This window comes from Nocardia suismassiliense (assembly GCF_900269665.1).
In the GTDB taxonomy this organism is placed as follows: domain Bacteria; phylum Actinomycetota; class Actinomycetes; order Mycobacteriales; family Mycobacteriaceae; genus Nocardia; species Nocardia suismassiliense.
Genome location: NZ_LT985361.1, coordinates 2,554,340 through 2,571,939, shown reverse-complemented (window position 1 = coordinate 2,571,939; position 17,600 = coordinate 2,554,340). Strand labels below are relative to the sequence as shown.

The following is a 17,600-nucleotide window of genomic DNA, read 5'->3' as shown; positions in this document are numbered from 1 at the left end:
GTAATGCCCCCGCTTCGCCAACATCCGCGGCCGTAGAACCTCGCAGCCAACGCTTCCGATCGCCGACGGCGACCCTTACGGCCACCATCTCCGGACCTCAACGCCCCGGTCTCCCGGCCGCGATACCCCCACAGCCGGCACCCTTTCGGCCGCTGCGCCCTCTCGACCCGACCCCAACGCCCGGAGCCCAGGCGTCGACACCATTCCGCCCCAAGCTTTTCGATGCTAGCGTTCAGTCTCAAAATAGAACCAAAATCGAGGAGCGAGATGACGACAGCGGATGTGGACACCGAGCAGTACGCGGCATTGACCAGGCTGCTCGACGAACGCTGGACCTGTCGGCAGTTCCGCGCCGATCCGGTGCCGCGCGAGGTCATCGAGAAGCTGCTGCGGGTGGCACAGCGCACCGCCTCGTGGTGCAACACTCAGCCGTGGCAGGTCGTGGTTACCGAGGGCGCAGGCACCGACCGCTTCCGCGAGGAACTGCTCGCACATATCCAAACCGCAACGCCTGAGCCGGATTTCGCGTTCCCCGCACAATACACGGGTGTGTTCCGAGATCGTAGGCGCGAATGCGGTCTAAAGCTGTACGACAGTGTCGGCATCGGCAAGGGCGACCGCGAGCAGACAATGCGTCAGGCGCTACGCAACTTCGAACTGTTCGACGCACCGCATGTGGCGATCGTGACCACCGAGGCCGATCTCGGCGTGTACGGCGCCGTCGACTGCGGCCTCTACATCGGCAACTTCCTGCTCGCCGCGCAGAGCCTCGGCCTCGGCGCGGCACCGCAGGCGGCGCTCGCGTCGTACGCCCCGTTCCTCCGCACCTATTTCGGCATACCGGACAACCGCCGGGTGGTCGCCGGCATCTCGTTCGGCTACCCGGACACCGAGCATCCGATCAACAGCTTCCGTACCTCTCGCGAGGATCTGGATCAGGTAGCCACCTGGTTCACCGACTGACCCGATTCGAGCAGTCCCGGGCCCGGCTCCGGAACCACATCCCGCGCGGTCAGATCCTTACCGCACACATCGCATTCGAGCCCCGCGTGCGCCTCACCCGTGCACCCCTGATGGGTGTAGCGCACCGGCGCACCATCGGGCGCCATGTACGTGTCGCCCCAATCCCGGATGGCCATCAGGATCGGGTAGATGTCATGCCCCTTCTGCGTGAGCCGGTACTCCTCGTACGCCCCCACCGCGGCCTTCTGCTTCACCAGAATCTCGTGCTCGATCAGCCGATCCAGCCGGTCCTGCAACCGACTACGCGAGATCCCGAGCGCACTCTGAAACCCGTTGAACCGCCGAATCCCCGAGAACGCGAACTTCAGGATCAGCAACGTCCACCGATCGCCGAAGATCACGAGCGGCCGCGTGATGGAACACGGCACGTCGGCAAGCTCTTCATAGCGCACCTCCCGATGCTACCGACCGCCCGACCTCGCCCCACCGGACAACGACAGTGGGCCCCAGGAATATCCGGGGCCCACCGTTCGCGCTTCACATCAGAGCGGAATGTTCTTCAAGTGACTGGCTCGCGAGGGAGCGGCAGCCAACGCAGCGGCGATAATACTGCGCGTCTTGGCCGGATCGATTACCTCATCGACCACACCGATCGCAACCGCCCGCTCGACACCACCCGCAATGCGCTCGTGCTCAGCAGTAAGGCGCTCATGCAACGCCTCGCGCTCGTCATCGGGCGCCGCAGCCAGCGCCTTCTTGTGCAGAATGCCGACCGCAGCCTTGGCCCCCATCACCGCGACCTCGGACCCGGGCCACGCGTACACCGCCGTCGCGCCCAAAGCACGGGCGTTCATCGCGATGTAGGCCCCGCCGTAGATTTTCCGGGTGACCAGGGTGACCCGGGGCACGCGCGCTTCAGCGAACGCATGCAGCAACTTCGCACCACGGCGCACCACCCCTTCCCACTCCATGCTGACGCCGGGCAGGTACCCGGGAACATCGGTGAGCACGACGAGCGGAATACCGAAGGAGTTGCACAGCCGCACGAAACGCGCTGCCTTCTCGGCACTTTCGGAGTTGAGGCAACCACCGAGCCGGATCGGATTGTTGGCGAGCACGCCGACGGTGCGCCCAGCCAGCCGGCCGAGACCGGTGACGATGCTGCGCGCGTAACCGCCCTGCAGTTCCTCGAACGAGCTTTCACCGTCGACGTTGTCGAGCAGCTCGTGGATAATCGGCTTCACGTCGTAGGCGCGCTTGGCCGATTCCGGCAGCATCGCCTTGAGGTCGACGTCGCCGTGCTCGGCCGCGACCAGATCGAACTCGCCCTGTTCGGCGAACATCGACACCAGACGACGTGCGCGGTGCACCGCGTCGGCCTCGTCGTCGGCGACGATGTGGGTGACGCCGGACTTCTTGCCGTGCGTCGCCGGGCCGCCGAGGGTGGCCATGTCGACCTGCTCGCCGGTCACGCTGCGCACGACGTCGGGCCCGGTCACGAAGATGCGGCCCTCGGGGGCCATGATCACGATGTCGGTGAGCGCGGGACCGTAGGCGGCGCCACCGGCGGCGAAGCCGACGACCACCGAGATCTGCGGTACCAGGCCGGACGCGCGGACCATGGCCTCGAAGACCAGCCCGACGGCGTGCAGGGCCTCGACACCCTCGGCCAGGCGGGCGCCGCCGGAGTGCCAGATGCCGACGATCGGCAGGCTGGAATCGATGGCGGTGTCGATCGCGTCGACGATGTGCTTGCACCCGTCGACGCCCATCGCGCCACCCATCACGGTGGCGTCGGAGCAGTAGGCCACGGTGCGGACACCGTCTACCTCGCCGATAGCGGCGAGCACACCCGACTTGTCGCGCGGGTGGAGCGGAAGAAGAGTTCCGGGATCGAAGAAGCGCTGCAGTCGACCGAGCGGATCACGCGGATCAGACGCTGTGTCTTGTTGAAACGCGGGAGCAATGATGGTCATCGCGTTTTCTCCTCACCTGAACGAGTGCGCCGCAACCGCGGCTGCAGAATGTCGAACCCGGCGGGGCCAGGCCTGATGGCCCGATCCCGCCGGGGTCGCTGTGCAGTCGACCGGGCTGTGCGGTCAGGCGCCAGCGATGACAGCGTGCGTCACCGGGTAGCGCCCAGCGCAGACCGATTTCGATTCAGGCGGCTATGCCCGACCGAAGGCGAGCGCGACATTGTGCCCACCGAAACCGAAGGAGTTGTTGATCGCGTACTGGATCTCCTGGCGGCGTGCCTCGCCGTGCACCACATCCAGATCGATGGCCGGATCCTGGTTCTCCAGGTTCAGCGTCGGCGGGACGATGCCGTCCCGGATGCTGAGCACAGTGAGCACGGACTCGAGCGCGCCGACGGCGCCGATCGAGTGTCCCAGCGCGGATTTCGGGGCGTACACCGAAGCGTGCTTGCCAATCGCCAGGCTGATCGCGTTTGCTTCGGCGGTATCGCCGATCGGGGTCGCGGTCGCATGGGCGTTGACGTGGGTGATGTCCTTCGCGGTCAGACCAGCGGTCTGGATCGCGCGGGTCATCGCCCGTGCCGCACCGACGCCATCAGGAGCGGGCGCGACGAGGTGGAAGCCATCGGAGGTGATGCCGGCACCCAGCAGGCGAGCGTGGATGGTGGCGCCACGGGCCTTGGCGTGCTCTTCGGTCTCGATGACCATCAGGGCACCCGCCTCACCGAAGACGAAACCGTCGCGATCCTTGTCGAACGGACGCGAGGCACCCTTCGGATCGTCGTTGCGGGTGCTCATGGCACGCATCATGCTGAACGCCGCGATCGGCACCGCGTCGATGTAACCCTCGACGCCACCGGTGACGACCATGTCCGCATCGCCCATGACGATCATCCGCCATGCGTTGGCGATGGCCTCGGAGCCGGATGAGCATGCCGAGACCGGAGTGACCACTCCTGCCCTGGCCTTCAATTCGAGGCCGACAACGGCCGAAGGACCGTTCGGCATGACCATCTGCACAGCCAACGGCGAAATCTTGCGATAGCCACCGCTCTTCAGCTTGTCCACCGAGTCGATGAGGGCGTCGCCGCCACCCAACCCGGTGCCGATGGCCACACCCAGCCGTTCCGGGTCGACCTCCGGGCTGCCTGCGTTACGCCAGACTTCGCGACCGAGAACGGTCGCGAGCTGCTCGACGTACGCCATGCGCCGGCACTCGACTCGGGTCAGCAGGGTCTCGGGCCGAACCTTCAGGTGGCCGCCGATGCGGACCGGAAGGTCGTATTCCTCGACGAAGGAATCCTCGAGAACGTCGATACCGCTCTCGCCGTTGAGGAGTCCCTTCCACGTCGCATCGACATCACCAGCGATCGACGTGGTCGCCGCCAGGCTAGTGACGACGACGTTGGGGAAATTCCCGTTCAAAGTGGAAGGAGTGGTCACAGTGTCGGCCCTACTCGGCGTCGAACTTGGCCTTGAGCTCCGCGGCCGCGTCAGCGTTCTCGGCCTCGAGCTTCTGGATGTAGCCGACAGCGTCGCCGACCGTCTTCAGGCTGGCCAGATCCTCGTCCGGGATCTTCACGCCGTACTTGTCCTCGGTCTGCACCGCGATCTCGACCATGGACAGCGAGTCGATGTCCAGGTCATCGACGAAGGACTTCTCGATCGTCACCTCGGAGGGTTCGATACCCGTCACCTCTTCGATGATCTTGCCGAGTTCCTCGACGATTTGTTCCTGGGTCAGAGCGGCCACTTCGTGGCTCCCTTCTTGGTTCTTTGTAGGGCTCGTACTGTTTTCGGAACGAGACGGACGATGGTTACGTCCGCTCGGTCACAGCCGTGCATATCGATGCATGGCCGCGCAGGAAAGCTAGCCGGAGATGCTGACTCCGGCCAACGCGGGGAGGTCTTCCGGGGTCTTCAGGGCCAAGGTGCGCGTGCCCTTCAGTTCCCGTTTCGCAATGCCGACCAGGGTGCCCGCCGGCGGCAACTCTGCCACCATGGAAACCTCTGCCTGCCTTACGGTTTGGGTGCACAGGTCCCAGCGAACGGGCCGGGTGACCTGAGCAGCAAGCTTGGCGACCGCGTCGCGTCCCGAGGTAACCGGCTTGCCGTCGAAGTTCGACAGCAAAGTCCTGGTCGGGTCGTTCGGCACGATCTGCGCTATGGCATCGGTCACAGCCTCCTGGGCCGGTGCCATGTACGCGGTGTGGAAAGCACCCGCGACGGGCAACGCGCGAACCCGTGCCTTCTCCGGCGGGTTCGCGGCGAGTTCCGCCAGCGCGTCCAACCGGCCTGCGGCCACGATCTGGCCCGCCGCGTTGCGGTTGGCCGGAATGAGATCGAGTTCCGCGAGCCGAGCGAGCACGGTGGCCTCATCGCCACCGAGCACCGCGGACATGCCGGTCGGTTCCAACGCGCACGCCTTGGCCATCTCCGCTCCGCGGATGGCGGCCAACTTCACCGCGTCATCCGGGGAGATGACCCCGGCGACCGCGGCGGCGGCGAGTTCACCGACCGAGTGCCCGGCGACGATGGTAGCGGCCGGAAGTGAATCCGTGGGGATTTCCGCGTAGGCGAGCAACGCGGCGGCCACGACGAGCGGCTGGGTCACGGCGGTATCGGTAATCTCTTCCGCCGTCGCGGTGGTGCCGAGGCGAACGAGATCCAGGCCGGAGGCCATGGACCAAAGGATAAGCCGGTCAGTCGCGCCAGGGAGATCGAGCCAAGGCGCGAGCATGCCGGGAGTCTGGGACCCCTGTCCAGGGGCGAACAACGCGATCACACCCCTAAGAGAACACTGTGAGGCGCCTCGCAGGAGATGTCGACGCGAATGAAGCTTGCCCTCGCGTTTTGTGGGAGTCCCACAAAAGGCCACGTGAGTCGTCCGGATCGAACAAGCCACGGATTCCGTTACAGGCCCTCGCCACCCGATGCGAAATGAGTGGCCTCTGGGGTTGGTGTTGACGTTTCGTTACGGGTTCGTGTCAAACGACCCACTGTTGCGGCGATCCGGAGCACATACGCGTCCCGCGGGTTCATCGGATCACGACCCGTGATTTCGGCAATCCGTTTGAGGCGGTAGCGAACGGTATTTGGATGGACGTACAACTGACGCGCACACGTCTCGACCGCTCCACCGCAATCCAGATAGGCCTCGAGAGTGTCCGCCAGTGACGATCCCGCCGAGGCCAACGGAAGGACAAGATACTCGTTCAACGCGTCGATCGCAGCTCGATCGCCGAGCAACGCGCGTTCGGGCAGCAATTCGGTCGCATGCACCGGGCGTGGCGCGCCCCGCCAGCCCACCACGGCCTCCATCCCGGCCAACGCCTCGACCGCACTGGCGTGCGCGGCGCCCAGCGTGCGAGTAGTCGGGCCGATCACCACCGGGCCATCGGAGAAGACCTCGGCCAGCAGGTCCGCGAGAAACGGCGATATATAAGAGGACTCCCCGAGGTGGCCGCTCACCACCATCACCAGCCGGGTGCCCTGTACTACCGCGAGTGCGGCCCGGCCGTGCCGTGCCGCGATGGCATGCACCGAACCCACCGACGACACACCCTGCTCGCCGGGCGGCGTGCCGACCAGCACGGTGGCCGGCGCGGTGGCATCCCAGTTCAACGTGGCAGCCCGCGACAGCATGTCCGGGCCGGTATCACCACGCACCACGGCGTCGACGACGAGCGCCTCCAGCCGGGTGTCCCACGCGCCGCGCGATTCGGCGGCGCTCGCGTACACCGAGGCGGCGGCGAAGCCGAGCTCACGCCCGTACCGCAACACCGCCTCGGTGAGCGCGACCAGCTGCCGGTCGTTGCGCGCCAGCGCGGGCAGCCACTGTTCGAAGAACTCCATGGCCACCCGGACCATGTCCACGGTCTGGCGCAGCGTCAACCGCCGCGCCAGATCCTGCGGAATCACCTGGAACGCATCGAGACTGAACCGGATATCGCTGTCCGGGTCCTGCAGCCACTCCAGGAAGTTCACCACCGCGGTCTGCACCAGCATCTGGACACCGGCGCGTTGCGCGGCATCCAGATCGGCGAAGAACGGCAACCGATCCTGCATCGACCCGACCGCCTCCGTCGAGAGGCGCCCGGAGAACTGCTTCACGCGTTTGAGCAGCGTGTCCGGGAGGGGATCGCGGGTTTGCCGGTTCGGGGAGAGCGCGCCCGTCGGCAGATACACCTCGTGCTCGGAAGAGCCCTCGGAGATCCGTCGCGGCCGCGGCGGTTTACGGTCCACCATTCAATCGTCCGCTACTCGCCGTCCCCATCGGAACTCGGCGCGTTCTTCGGCGCGGCGTCGACGTCGTCGATGCGGTACTTGGACGCCGCCTCGATCACCTTGGCACCGTCGATCTTTCCAGCCTTGGCGAGGCCCGAAAGGGCTGCCACCACGATCGATTGCGCGTCGACATTGAACACGCGACGAGCGGCGGCCCTGGTGTCGGAGAACCCGAAGCCGTCGGTGCCGAGTGTGATGAAGTCGCCCGGCACCCACTTGCGCACCTGGTCCGGCACCGCACGCATCCAGTCCGTCGCCGCGACGTACGGGCCCTCGACGCCGGACAGCGCCTCGGTGACGTACGGGACGCCGTGATCCTCGTCGGGGTAACGCAGTGCGGCGATCTCGCGGCTCAGCGCCTCCTTGCGGAGCTCGCCCCACGAGGTCACCGACCAGACATCGGCCTGCACACCCCAGTCCTCGGCAAGCAGCGCCTGCGCGCGCAGGCCGTCCGGCACGGTGACGCCGGAGACCATGATCTGGGCGCGCACGTCACCCTCTCCCCCGCGCTTGTACAGGTAGAGACCCTTGAGCAGGCCGGCGATGTCGACGCCTTCCGGCTCGGCGGGCTGCTGGTACGGCTCGTTGTAGAGGGTGATGTAGTAGAAAATGTCCTCGCCGCCGAAGCCGCCGTCCGCCTTGCGGGTGTCGGTGCCCGGCAGCGCGTAGGGACTCGGTTCCGGGGTGCCGCCGCCGTACATGCGACGCAGGCCGTCCCGGATGATGTGCGCGATCTCGAAGGAGAACGCCGGATCGTAGGTCACCACAGCCGGATTGGTGGAGGCGAGCAGCAGCGAATGGCCGTCGTTGTGCTGGAGCCCCTCACCGGTGAGCGTGGTTCGCCCTGCGGTTGCGCCGAGCACGAAGCCGCGCGCCAGCTGGTCCGCGGCGGCCCACAGACCGTCACCGGTGCGCTGGAAACCGAACATCGAGTAGAAGATGTACAGCGGGATCATCGGCTCGCCGTGCGTCGAGTACGAGGTACCCACCGCGGTGAACGACGCGGTCGAGCCTGCCTCGTTGATGCCCTCGTGCAGGATCTGCCCGACGGCGCTCTCTTTGTAGGCAAGCATCAACTCGGCGTCGACCGATGTGTACAACTGGCCGTTGCGGTTGTAGATCTTCAACGAGGGGAACCACGAGTCCATACCGAACGTGCGGGCCTCGTCGGGGATGATCGGGACGATCCGCTTGCCGATCTCCTTGTCCCGCAGCAGCTCCTTCATCAGCCGCACCAGCGCCATGGTGGTGGCCACACTCTGCTTGCCCGACCCCTTGCGCACCGACTTGTACGCCTCGTCGCCGGGCAGTTGCAGCGGCTTTGCCGTGGTGCGGCGTTCGGGCAGGAACCCGCCCAGCGCCTTGCGGCGATCGAGCATGTACTGGATCTCGCGTGACTCCATGCCCGGGTGGTAGTACGGGGGCAGGTACGGATCCTTCTCCAGCTCGGCGTCGCTGATCGGAATCCGCTGCAGGTCACGGAAGTCCTTGAGATCCTGCAGGGTCAGCTTCTTCATCTGGTGCGTGGCGTTGCGGCCCTCGAAGTGCTTGCCGAGGGTGTAGCCCTTGATCGTCTTGGCCAGGATCACCGTCGGCTGACCCTTGTGCGCCATCGCGGCCGCGTAGGCGGCATACACCTTGCGGTAGTCGTGGCCGCCGCGCTTGAGGTTCCAGATGTCCTGATCGGACAGGTCCTGCACGAGCGCCTTGGTGCGCGGGTCACGGCCGAAGAAGTGGTCGCGGACGTAGGCGCCGTCGTTGGCCTTGTAGGTCTGGTAGTCGCCGTCGGCGGTGGTGTTCATCAGATTCACCAGCGCGCCATCGCGATCCGCGCCGAGCAGCGCGTCCCACTCACGACCCCAGATCACCTTGATGACGTTCCAGCCCGCGCCGCGGAAGAACGACTCCAGTTCCTGGATGATCTTGCCGTTGCCGCGCACCGGGCCGTCCAGCCGCTGCAGGTTGCAGTTGACCACGAAGGTCAGGTTGTCCAGGCCCTCCAGCGCCGCGACGTGTGCGAGACCGCGCGACTCCGGCTCGTCCATCTCACCGTCGCCGAGGAACGCCCACACGTGCTGATCGGAGGTGTCCTTGATGCCGCGGTCGTGCAGGTAGTGGTTGAACCGCGCCTGGTAGATGGCGTTCATCGGGCCGAGACCCATGGACACCGTCGGGAACTCCCAGAAGTCCGACATCAACCGCGGGTGCGGGTACGACGGCACCCCGTGGCCGGGGCCGCCGTGGCTGTACTCCTGCCGGAAGCCGTCGAGCCGGTCGGTACCGAGCCTGCCCTCGAGGAAGGCGCGCGCGTAGATACCCGGCGAGGCGTGACCCTGGATGAAGATCGAATCGCCGCCGCCGGAGTGATCCTTGCCGCGGAAGAAGTGGTTGAAGCCGACCTCGTACAGCGCCGCCGAGGACGCGTAGGTCGAAATGTGGCCGCCCACACCGATGCCGGGACGCTGGGCGCGATGCACCATGATCGCGGCGTTCCAGCGGATCCAGGCGCGGAAGCGCCGCTCCACCTCCTCGTCGCCGGGGAACCACGGCTCGTTCTCGGTGGGGATGGTGTTGACGTAGTCGGTAGACGTCAACGCGGGGATGGCGACACGGCGTTCACCGGCCCGCTCCAGCAAACGGAGCATGAGGTAACGCGCTCGGCCGGGGCCCTCACGATCGAGCATTTCATCGAACGACTCGAGCCATTCGCTGGTTTCCTCCGGGTCGATGTCCGGTAGGTAGGACGCCACCCCTTCGCGGATAACCCGAACACGCTCGGTCGGCTGGGCGATCGATCCGTTCGGATCGCGCCCGGCCGGAGCGGCGGAGTCGGATCCAGCGGGTTGCGCTGGAGCGGAAGAGTGGATCAGGTCGGTCAAATCTGCTCCTCGTACAGGGGTGGACATGCGGATAGCGTCGGTATCCCCGAGTGGATTCGCGTGGGTTTGCGTACCACTCGTTTACGTAAGGTCGGGGCGCACCCTCCATCCTTGCCGATGGTGTGCCCCAGGTCATCATGTCAGCAGGAAATCCAGTACCGTGCGCTGGGCAACATGAGCCCAGGCCGCTGTAGTTTTCGAGCGCCGGCGAGGCGCACGTCATACGGGAGGACGATGAAGACGCTGGACCCGCGCGGGTTCGGATTGGTGTGCGCGACCGGAGCGGTCGTCGTCGGCTTGGTCGTGGCCGGCTGCGCGAACCGGGTCGAGGGCACAGCCAATCCCAACACCGCAGATCTAGCGGCCTACAAGACCGAGGCAGCGGCCTCGTCGGCCGCGGCAACCTCGTCCAAGCGCGCTGCGGCGCAGACGAAGGCGATCACCGACAACTGCAGCCAGTTCCCGACCACCACCGGTGTCGGGGTCTCCAAGTACAACGAATTCGTCGACGCGCACGACGCCAACGCGCCCGACTATGCCGCCAAGCGAGAGCTCGCCGCGTCAACCCTGGATGACGCCGCGAACAAGGTGGAGACCGGAGTCAACACCGCCAAGGACTCGCTGCCCGGCGAGTTGGCCACAAAATTTACCGATTACGTCACAGCGGCCCGGGCGCTCTCCGGGGAGACCCGCCGGATGACCTACACCGCACCCGTCGGGCCGCTCAACGAGGCAAGTAGGCGGGTCAACGACGCGCGCAACGCCGTCCGCGACGCCTGCCCGAAGCGCTGAAACGGTCCGTGACACAACATTGTCACGCGACATTCCGGGCCATTTTCTTCCGATCGGCTTGCGCTGGCGGCCATAACCATGTTCGCTTGCAACTACCTATTGTCGGGAGTTGAGGAGGACACCACCGTGGTCGCCGCGGCGGACGCGCAGAACTACGCTCAGAAGCTTGGCATTACACACGGCTTGGTTGTCCAGGAATTGGGCTGGGACGAGGACGTCGACGACGACTTGCGAGCCGACGTCGAGGAATCCATCGGCAGCGACCTTGTCGATGAGGATTCCGATGAAGTAGTCGACGTCGTGCTGCTCTGGTGGCGTGACGGGGACGGTGATCTGGTCGACGCACTCATGGATGCGATCGGTCCGCTTGCCGACGAAGGCTTCGTCTGGGTACTCACGCCCAAGACCGGACATCCAGGCCATGTCGAACCAAGCGAAATCGCTGAATCCGCACCCACCGCCGGTCTGACTCAGACCTCGGCGATCAGCCTGGGTACCTGGGCGGGCAGCCGCCTGGTCCAACCGAAGGCGCCCTCGAAGCAGCGCTGACCCACCTTTCGCTATGGTGTCGCCGGGCGGTGATCGTGCCGCCCGGCGGAAACCCGACACGATGGAGGATTTGCGATGCCGCTCGAAGTTGGCACGGTCGCGCCGGATTTCACGCTCAAGGATCAGAACAACCAGGACGTCAGCCTGTCGGACTACCACGGCAAGAAGAACGTCCTGATCGTCTTCTACCCGCTCGCCTTCACCGGCATCTGCCAAGGTGAACTGTGCAAGGTGCGCGACGAACTCCCCAAGTTCCAGAACGACAACGCGGAGATCCTCGCCATCTCCGTCGGCCCGCCGCCCACCCACAAGATCTGGGCCGCCGAACAGGGATACACCTTCCCCCTGCTGTCCGACTTCTGGCCACACGGTGCCGTAGCCCAGGCCTACGGCGTCTTCAACGAAAAATCCGGCTACCCCAACCGCGGCACTTTCGTCGTCGACCGCACCGGATTCATCCGTTTTTCCGAGATGAACGGCCCCGGAGAGCCCCGTGACCAGGCGGCTTGGGAGAAAGCGCTCACCGCGCTAGATTCATAACCCGGTCGGTAACGACAAGGGCGTATAGCTCAGCGGTAGAGCTCTGGTTTTACACACCAGCGGTCGGGGGTTCGAACCCCTCTGCGCCCACTTCGCTCGTTGGCGAATCCTGCTCGCGAAATTTCGGAGTTGTTCTCGCAGCCATGGCCACCGCCAGGCCCGCCCAGACCGCGACGCTGCTCTCCCGCGCCCTCAACGATTCCAAGCTCGGGAACATCCCGAAGGCCATGCCCTCCGAGCTGGCACGACCAGGGACAACCAGCACGATCCATCAGCGCCACGTCAACTCCCGCCGGTGCAGCCCATCGATCCGCGAAAGACCTTCACGCTCAGCGTGGCCGGGTCCGCAGTGGGCCGGTTCATCACCGAGGCCATCTGGAAGATGTGGGACCGTCGGCGAGCCGCCGAGGATCGAGCGGTCGCGGCTGGAGTACATCCTGACGTTGCGTTCCATCGCCGGAATCTGGCGCGATCACCCGGATCACCAACCGGATCAGGCCGGTCCGGACCCTCGATCCTGACCGCCGATAAGGAAATGAAGTTGGAGCCCAGAACGCATTGATTGGTTCAGGGTGAGGTTCGCGTCCTCCAATGCTGGGACTCGCCGTGCCCATCCGTCCCTACCAATTGAAACGAATACCGAGCCGTACGGTCAGTGGGATAGCACCGTCTCGGCGCACACCGCCTGGCCGAGCCAGGCGCTCCCCCTCCCCGCACGATTCGCAGGTAGCTCTCCTTCATCCGCTATGCCGATATTTAGGAGGTCATCGTGAAAATCCTCGCGTCCGCCGCATGCATGTCCCTTACCGTCATGGCGGCAGCGCTAGTCGGAGCTGGCACCGCCGATGCAGCCCCGACCGAAGCTGACAAGTGCCACGCAAAGACAACGACCGCCAAAGCGTTCGAGAAGTGCTTGAAGTCGGACAACACCGATACAGGCAAACCGAGGCATCCCAGCCATCCTGATGATGACGACGATCCCGAACCGCCATCAGGTCGAGGAGAACGCCCAGGAGGCGTGGAGCCTCCTCGGCCAGAATCAGCCCCGCCCGGCCGGGAGGGCCATCCACGCGACGACGACGGCATAGACATGTGATTAGGGCACACTGCGCGTGGCCGGCCGCGCGCAGTATTTGCCTCACGCAATCCAGGTTGAAGACCTAGCCGATCGGTGTCTTCTGCTGTCCAGAAACCGACAGCTGTACGAAGCGAACGAACCGCCCATCCGCAGCTACCGGGTGGAACGAATACCTCGCCGTACGGTGAGGTCGGCCCGACCTTCCTTCGAGCGAACGGGATAGTCATGCATTCGAACTTTCGTGTTCCAGTCCGCGTGTTCGCAGCCGCGGCCATCGCGGTGTGTGTGTCCGTAGTTCCGGCCGGCCTTGCGGCGGCGCAAGAGTTGTTTCCGGCTACTCCGGCAGACGAACAGCTGTGCGAAGAAGAGGCAGCTGCCCAGGCCAAGAAGCTTGGAAAGGCTCGGTTGGAGCAGCGTTCCGGACCGCAAGTGACGTGCTTCTTTACCGACGGCACCGAGGAGGTGCTCGCGCGCAAGGACGGAAGCTCCTGTTTGCTCGCCGACGGCGAAAAGAAGGGTCGCGTAGACGAGGGTAAGTGCAAGCCCATAGCTGCTAAAGCCAAGCCTCGGCGGTAGCAGCCGCGGGCGGGGGGCGATTCGATGTGTCCTGGTGTCGATAAATTGTTCGTTTGTTGAACACCGGACCCGTCCGGTCCGAATCGCCAGGGACGACCGTCCCGGGGCGGTGTTCAACAAACGTGTCGAAAACGGTTGGTGTTCAACAAGTCCTGTCGGACCTTTCTTGTACAGCCCGGGACATGACTCCGCACTCAAACCCGCAGTTCGTAGATGACCCCTTTGACTGGAAGAACCCCGACGCGGGACTTGTTGTCACAATCGCCCGGCCGAAGACGCCATGGCGAAGCACTGACGATGCTGTCGTGCTTGTGCTTGATCGCCACCAGACCTCTGTTGAGGTCCAGTGGCGTGCCACAGCCCGAGGGTAGAGCCTGCTCATAACTCCGGAGAGAGCCACCTGCTTCCCAAACCCGGCGGCCCGCTCCGGGCGTTGAACGTGGAGCCGCCGGATCGTGTCGTTCAGTTCAGCTCTGCGTCCCGCGCTGCTTCGATCTGTTGTGGCGGTTCATGGTTCGTCATATCCAGGGGTGCAGGCCCGAGTCCGAGGACCCAGGCGGTGGTGACGCTGCGGAGTCGGTCGCGGAGGTGTGAATCTTCTACGCAGTCGATAAGCTGGAGTGCTTGGCTGAGGACTCGGTCGGATTGGATGGCTTGGTGGATCAGCGCGGCTTGGTCAGTTAGGTGTCGGCGAGCCTTGTTCGCATGGACGGTGAACGCGCCGCTGATGGTGGTGATCAGTAGTCCGCCGAGGCCGGCGAGGATGGGCATGTAGACGCCTCCGTCGGCGGTTCTGGCGTTCACGATGGCGAGGCACGCGCCGGTCAGCAGGATCAGGGCGCCGACGGAGGTGAAGAAGATCGCGCAGCGGAACGTGGCATGGGCTTGCGAGAGAGCTTGCTGAAGGAAGTCCGACCAGAAGCCCTGATGCTGCGTTCCGGGATCCGCAGGTTGTTCAGGCGCCGGCGTGGCCGCAATGTTGACTTGCGCGTGGTCGCCGGTGATCAGGACCCGCTGGAAGCTGGTCGCGTTGGTCCGCACACGTTTGAACGCGGCGTCCCATGGTTTGACGTCCGCGATCCCTAGTGCGCGCACCATCGCCAGAAACGAACGCCGGCTGCGCGGGATCTGTTTGCCGACAAGGACGCTCATCACCGTGGTCTGGGAGATGCTTGCGCGCCTTGCGATCTCGGCCATGCTGAGGTTGACCTCGATCTGGACGTGGCACAGGGCGCGGGCGAGTTCGTCAGCGGTCTGCACGGTCGCGAGCGATGCCCGATCCGATGGTACGAATCCCATCCCGGTCATGGTTTCACCGAACTGTCGGAAGGGCGCGGGTGTGACGCCGCTGTCCGGCTGATCGTTCTCCACCGGATGCCTCCGATTCGAGGTTGCGCGGCGACCTACGGCTGATCCGCCGGCGGCGGCGACCGCGGCCGAGTCGTCGCCGATCAGCGCCCAGGCTGACGGGCCGGACACGATCAACGCCAGGGCAAGTACGGCGGTGACGCGCCGGGAGTTCCCCGCGGAGACATGCCAGTTGCGGAAATCTGGATCTTTCGCTTCTCGAGGGTGGTGCGAGACCATAGGGAGGTCGGGCCCTTTCTGAGTCGGCCGGAACCGTGGTGGACCCGCACCGTCGCCTTCGAAGTTGCGATGCGGGCCCGCCTGGACGCCCGCCATCTCGGCGACCGCACCGCTAATCCAAGGACCGAGAGTATTTCTCCGTCTATCCCCGGCCAGTCCCAGCTCAGGTTCTGACCTGGCGGTGCGGAGAATTTCTTCGCCGCCTCCCGGAGATTGTCCGAGCGGAGCTCTACTATGAGCCGCGCAGCAATCCTGATGAAGAAAATTCAATGCCTGGAGGAGCCGTGTCGAGGGACCACCAAAGCGCCGGACATCCTCTTCGCATCGACCCCGATCAATTCTCGAAGAGCCTGCCCGAGCCGACGCGGATCCTGAATGCCGAGCTGAACAAGCTGATCAGCGCCGCGGGACTGACCCGCAAGCAAGCCGTCATGATGGGCGGGCTCGACCTCACCGACAAACAGTGCTCACGCCAAATGGGTGAACGCCGCGCGGGCCCGACTCCCGAGCTGTTCGAGGCGGTCCTCACCGCCGCGGCCCACGAACTCCGGCGCCCGCTCGAGGAACTCGGCCGGACCTACAGACCGATGCTGGCCGCCGCCCAGGCCGCAGCAGCCGGGTCCACTCCGCCGGCCAACCGGGTAGTCCCCGATACTCCGGCAATTGTCCCGGACCTCGCCGCACCTCATACTCCCGCTCCGGCGGACACGCTCGTAGAGAAAACAGCGTGGCTGGCCAATCTGCTGGTCGCCAATGAGGAACGGCGTGCGGCCGCGCAGCTCGGTGCCGTCTTCGGCCAGGACAAGGCGCAGCTGGTCGAGACATTGGTCAAGCTCGGCGCCCTCGACCCGGGCATGGTCGCAGCCTTGCTCGAAGAAATCCGTCGGCGCGACGGAGCACCGCGCAGCACCGGTCTACTCGACGAAATCAGAAAGCAAGACGAGCGGATCGGCACCCGGATTGCCGCGGTCCCGCTAGGCGAGGAACTCGGACGCCAACCCACCATCCTCGAGAGCGATCCGGCGCGGGTATTCGGGCTGCGCATGGCCGCACTGATCCGGAACGGCCACATCGACCAAGCACGGCGCGAAACCGTCGCCCGCGCCGAGGAACTGGCACGCGGCACGCACAACGACAGCGTCCTGGCCGGGATCATCGAGGGCAACGTTGCCGGCCCGTCCCTGGCCGACACGCTGCTGACGGTCATGGCCGAGGACAACTGCGCGGAAATGCTGCTCTACCTCGTGCAGCTGCTACGTCATGTCCGGGCTGCCGAGCGGTTCGATCTGCTGTGCAGCCTCGACGAAGCGCTGAGCCCGGAGATGCGTGGCACCATCGTGCGCCTACTCGGCAACAACGAACGCCTGCCCAACAACCGGGACCTCGACAGCCCGGAATTGCGCGACTTCGCCACGTTCATGAAGACACTCCGCGAAAACTTCCACCGCCTGATCGCCGTGATCACCGACGAGCCGATCATCACCTTCCCGGATCTGGCCGCCGGGCATCTCGTGGAGTCCATTCCCAATTTCGAACCGGTCCTCGGCGGGATGGTCACCTACCAGTTCGAGCGAACCGTGCAGCTGCTGGCCCGCTCCCTCACGGACTGGAACTCCCGCGTGCAACAGTTCGATGGATATCTTCACTCATATCCTCCCGTCACCGCGCTCGCCCGAGCGGTCCTGGGTCTGGCCACCGCACCACGACTGACTGCAGCGATGCTCACCCGCCACCCCGCCAGCGCAGCGCTGCTGTTCGACGCGATGCAAAACGTGGACGATCTCCGGTTCCCGGTGCTCCTCGCCGATCTCACCACCAATCACGTCACCACCGACACTCTCGCCCGTCTCGCCCTCGACTCCGACAAAGAACCGCAGCGCCTGCGGATCTTCGAGAAGCTGGTCAAGGACAACCCCCTCGACGCCGACACGATCATGCGCCGCATCGCCGCCGAATACTCCGCCGAAATCCTGCCGGTCCTAGCCAAGTCCGGCCAGGACGCGCCCCGCTTCACCGAGCGCATGATCGAACTGCTCAACGATCCACGCACCCCCGGCACATCCTCGCGGCGAGCCCCAACCCCCAGCGCCCTCCCCCTCTCGAAACTCCCCAGCGCCCACCGCACCTCACCACCGAACCGAGAAACTGGATGACATCCCTCAGCAAACAACTCAACGCCGCCGACGAAATCGACGGCCGCCGCTGACCGCAACGCATCGACGTCCTCTGCGGTTACCCTACGATCCGGAATTGGGCGCCAATCATCAATAGCTGGTGTTGGTGTTCAAGCGCCGCCGCACAGTCCGAGACCGCTCCCAAGTGGTCAGATCGGTGACGGCCTGATGCGATGCCTTGTCGATCTTCGGAGAAGAA

The 17,600-nt window shown here is 65.3% G+C and carries 14 protein-coding genes and 1 tRNA gene; 7 read left to right on the top strand and 8 right to left on the bottom strand.

Going from position 1 to position 17,600, the window contains the following annotated elements:
* Positions 1–267: 267 nt before the first annotated feature.
* The gene (locus DBO33_RS11540) at positions 268–963 is read left to right on the top strand and encodes a nitroreductase (RefSeq protein WP_107655020.1); all 696 of its coding nucleotides are present in this window, start codon (positions 268–270) and stop codon (positions 961–963) included.
* Here DBO33_RS11540 and DBO33_RS11535 read toward each other — a convergent pair.
* The 7 genes from DBO33_RS11535 to aceE form a co-directional block, all read right to left on the bottom strand.
* Complete coding sequence (locus DBO33_RS11535; protein ID WP_107655019.1) at positions 936–1,415, bottom strand: winged helix-turn-helix transcriptional regulator; 480 nt, start codon at positions 1,413–1,415, stop codon at positions 936–938. The two genes, DBO33_RS11540 and DBO33_RS11535, sit on opposite strands and share 28 nt — an antisense overlap.
* Positions 1,416–1,505: 90 nt before the next feature.
* Entirely contained in the window at positions 1,506–2,939 is a 1,434-nt protein-coding gene (locus DBO33_RS11530; protein WP_107655018.1) for an acyl-CoA carboxylase subunit beta, read from the bottom strand.
* 192 nt (positions 2,940–3,131) lie between these two features.
* Positions 3,132–4,382, bottom strand: a complete 1,251-nt coding sequence (locus DBO33_RS11525; protein WP_107655017.1) for a KasA/KasB family beta-ketoacyl-ACP synthase — start codon at positions 4,380–4,382, stop codon at positions 3,132–3,134.
* 10 nt (positions 4,383–4,392) lie between these two features.
* Positions 4,393–4,692 (bottom strand): meromycolate extension acyl carrier protein AcpM, encoded by a 300-nt coding sequence (gene acpM, locus DBO33_RS11520; RefSeq protein WP_107655016.1) that lies wholly within the window; start codon positions 4,690–4,692, stop codon positions 4,393–4,395.
* Positions 4,693–4,809: 117 nt separating this feature from the next.
* Positions 4,810–5,724: an ACP S-malonyltransferase gene (locus tag DBO33_RS11515; RefSeq protein ID WP_107655015.1), complete on the bottom strand. Its 915-nt coding sequence runs from the start codon at positions 5,722–5,724 to the stop codon at positions 4,810–4,812.
* A 128-nt stretch (positions 5,725–5,852) separates the two neighbouring features.
* Positions 5,853–7,187, bottom strand: coding sequence for a PucR family transcriptional regulator (locus DBO33_RS11510; RefSeq protein WP_199856586.1), 1,335 nt, complete (start codon positions 7,185–7,187; stop codon positions 5,853–5,855).
* Between the two features lie 11 nt (positions 7,188–7,198).
* Positions 7,199–10,105, bottom strand: a complete 2,907-nt coding sequence (gene aceE, locus DBO33_RS11505; RefSeq protein WP_407670507.1) for a pyruvate dehydrogenase (acetyl-transferring), homodimeric type — start codon at positions 10,103–10,105, stop codon at positions 7,199–7,201.
* Between the two features lie 234 nt (positions 10,106–10,339).
* Here aceE and DBO33_RS11500 point away from each other — a divergent pair, with 234 nt between their 5' ends.
* The 5 genes from DBO33_RS11500 (at position 10,340) to DBO33_RS11480 (ending at position 13,640) form a co-directional block, all read left to right on the top strand.
* Positions 10,340–10,897 carry a hypothetical protein gene (locus DBO33_RS11500; protein WP_107655014.1) on the top strand — a complete coding sequence of 186 codons (558 nt, stop codon included), beginning with the start codon at positions 10,340–10,342 and terminating at the stop codon, positions 10,895–10,897.
* Positions 10,898–11,023: 126 nt separating this feature from the next.
* Positions 11,024–11,446 carry a DUF3052 domain-containing protein gene (locus DBO33_RS11495; protein ID WP_107660179.1) on the top strand — a complete coding sequence of 141 codons (423 nt, stop codon included), beginning with the start codon at positions 11,024–11,026 and terminating at the stop codon, positions 11,444–11,446.
* A gap of 75 nt (positions 11,447–11,521) precedes the next feature.
* Positions 11,522–11,986 (top strand): peroxiredoxin, encoded by a 465-nt coding sequence (locus tag DBO33_RS11490; protein ID WP_107655013.1) that lies wholly within the window; start codon positions 11,522–11,524, stop codon positions 11,984–11,986.
* Between the two features lie 18 nt (positions 11,987–12,004).
* Positions 12,005–12,076 (top strand) — tRNA-Val (locus DBO33_RS11485).
* A gap of 1,213 nt (positions 12,077–13,289) precedes the next feature.
* Complete coding sequence (locus DBO33_RS11480; protein ID WP_159080219.1) at positions 13,290–13,640, top strand: hypothetical protein; 351 nt, start codon at positions 13,290–13,292, stop codon at positions 13,638–13,640.
* Positions 13,641–14,102: 462 nt separating this feature from the next.
* On the opposite strand, the gene DBO33_RS11475 is transcribed toward DBO33_RS11480, so the two are convergent.
* Entirely contained in the window at positions 14,103–15,011 is a 909-nt protein-coding gene (locus tag DBO33_RS11475) for a helix-turn-helix domain-containing protein (RefSeq protein WP_159080218.1), read from the bottom strand.
* A gap of 500 nt (positions 15,012–15,511) precedes the next feature.
* Here DBO33_RS11475 and DBO33_RS11470 point away from each other — a divergent pair, with 500 nt between their 5' ends.
* The gene (locus DBO33_RS11470; RefSeq protein WP_107655010.1) at positions 15,512–17,380 is read left to right on the top strand and encodes a hypothetical protein; all 1,869 of its coding nucleotides are present in this window, start codon (positions 15,512–15,514) and stop codon (positions 17,378–17,380) included.
* Positions 17,381–17,600: the final 220 nt, after the last annotated feature.

What these genes read in the sequence shown, in the direction of transcription:
- DBO33_RS11540 (WP_107655020.1), top strand. Translation starts at nt 268, where the DNA reads ATGACGACAGCGGATGTGGACACCGAGCAGTACGCGGCATTGACCAGG.
- DBO33_RS11530 (WP_107655018.1), bottom strand. Translation starts at nt 2,939, where the DNA reads ATGACCATCATTGCTCCCGCGTTTCAACAAGACACAGCGTCTGATCCG.
- DBO33_RS11510 (WP_199856586.1), bottom strand. Translation starts at nt 7,187, where the DNA reads ATGGTGGACCGTAAACCGCCGCGGCCGCGACGGATCTCCGAGGGCTCT.
- DBO33_RS11500 (WP_107655014.1), top strand. Translation starts at nt 10,340, where the DNA reads ATGAAGACGCTGGACCCGCGCGGGTTCGGATTGGTGTGCGCGACCGGA.
- DBO33_RS11490 (WP_107655013.1), top strand. Translation starts at nt 11,522, where the DNA reads ATGCCGCTCGAAGTTGGCACGGTCGCGCCGGATTTCACGCTCAAGGAT.
- DBO33_RS11480 (WP_159080219.1), top strand. Translation starts at nt 13,290, where the DNA reads ATGCATTCGAACTTTCGTGTTCCAGTCCGCGTGTTCGCAGCCGCGGCC.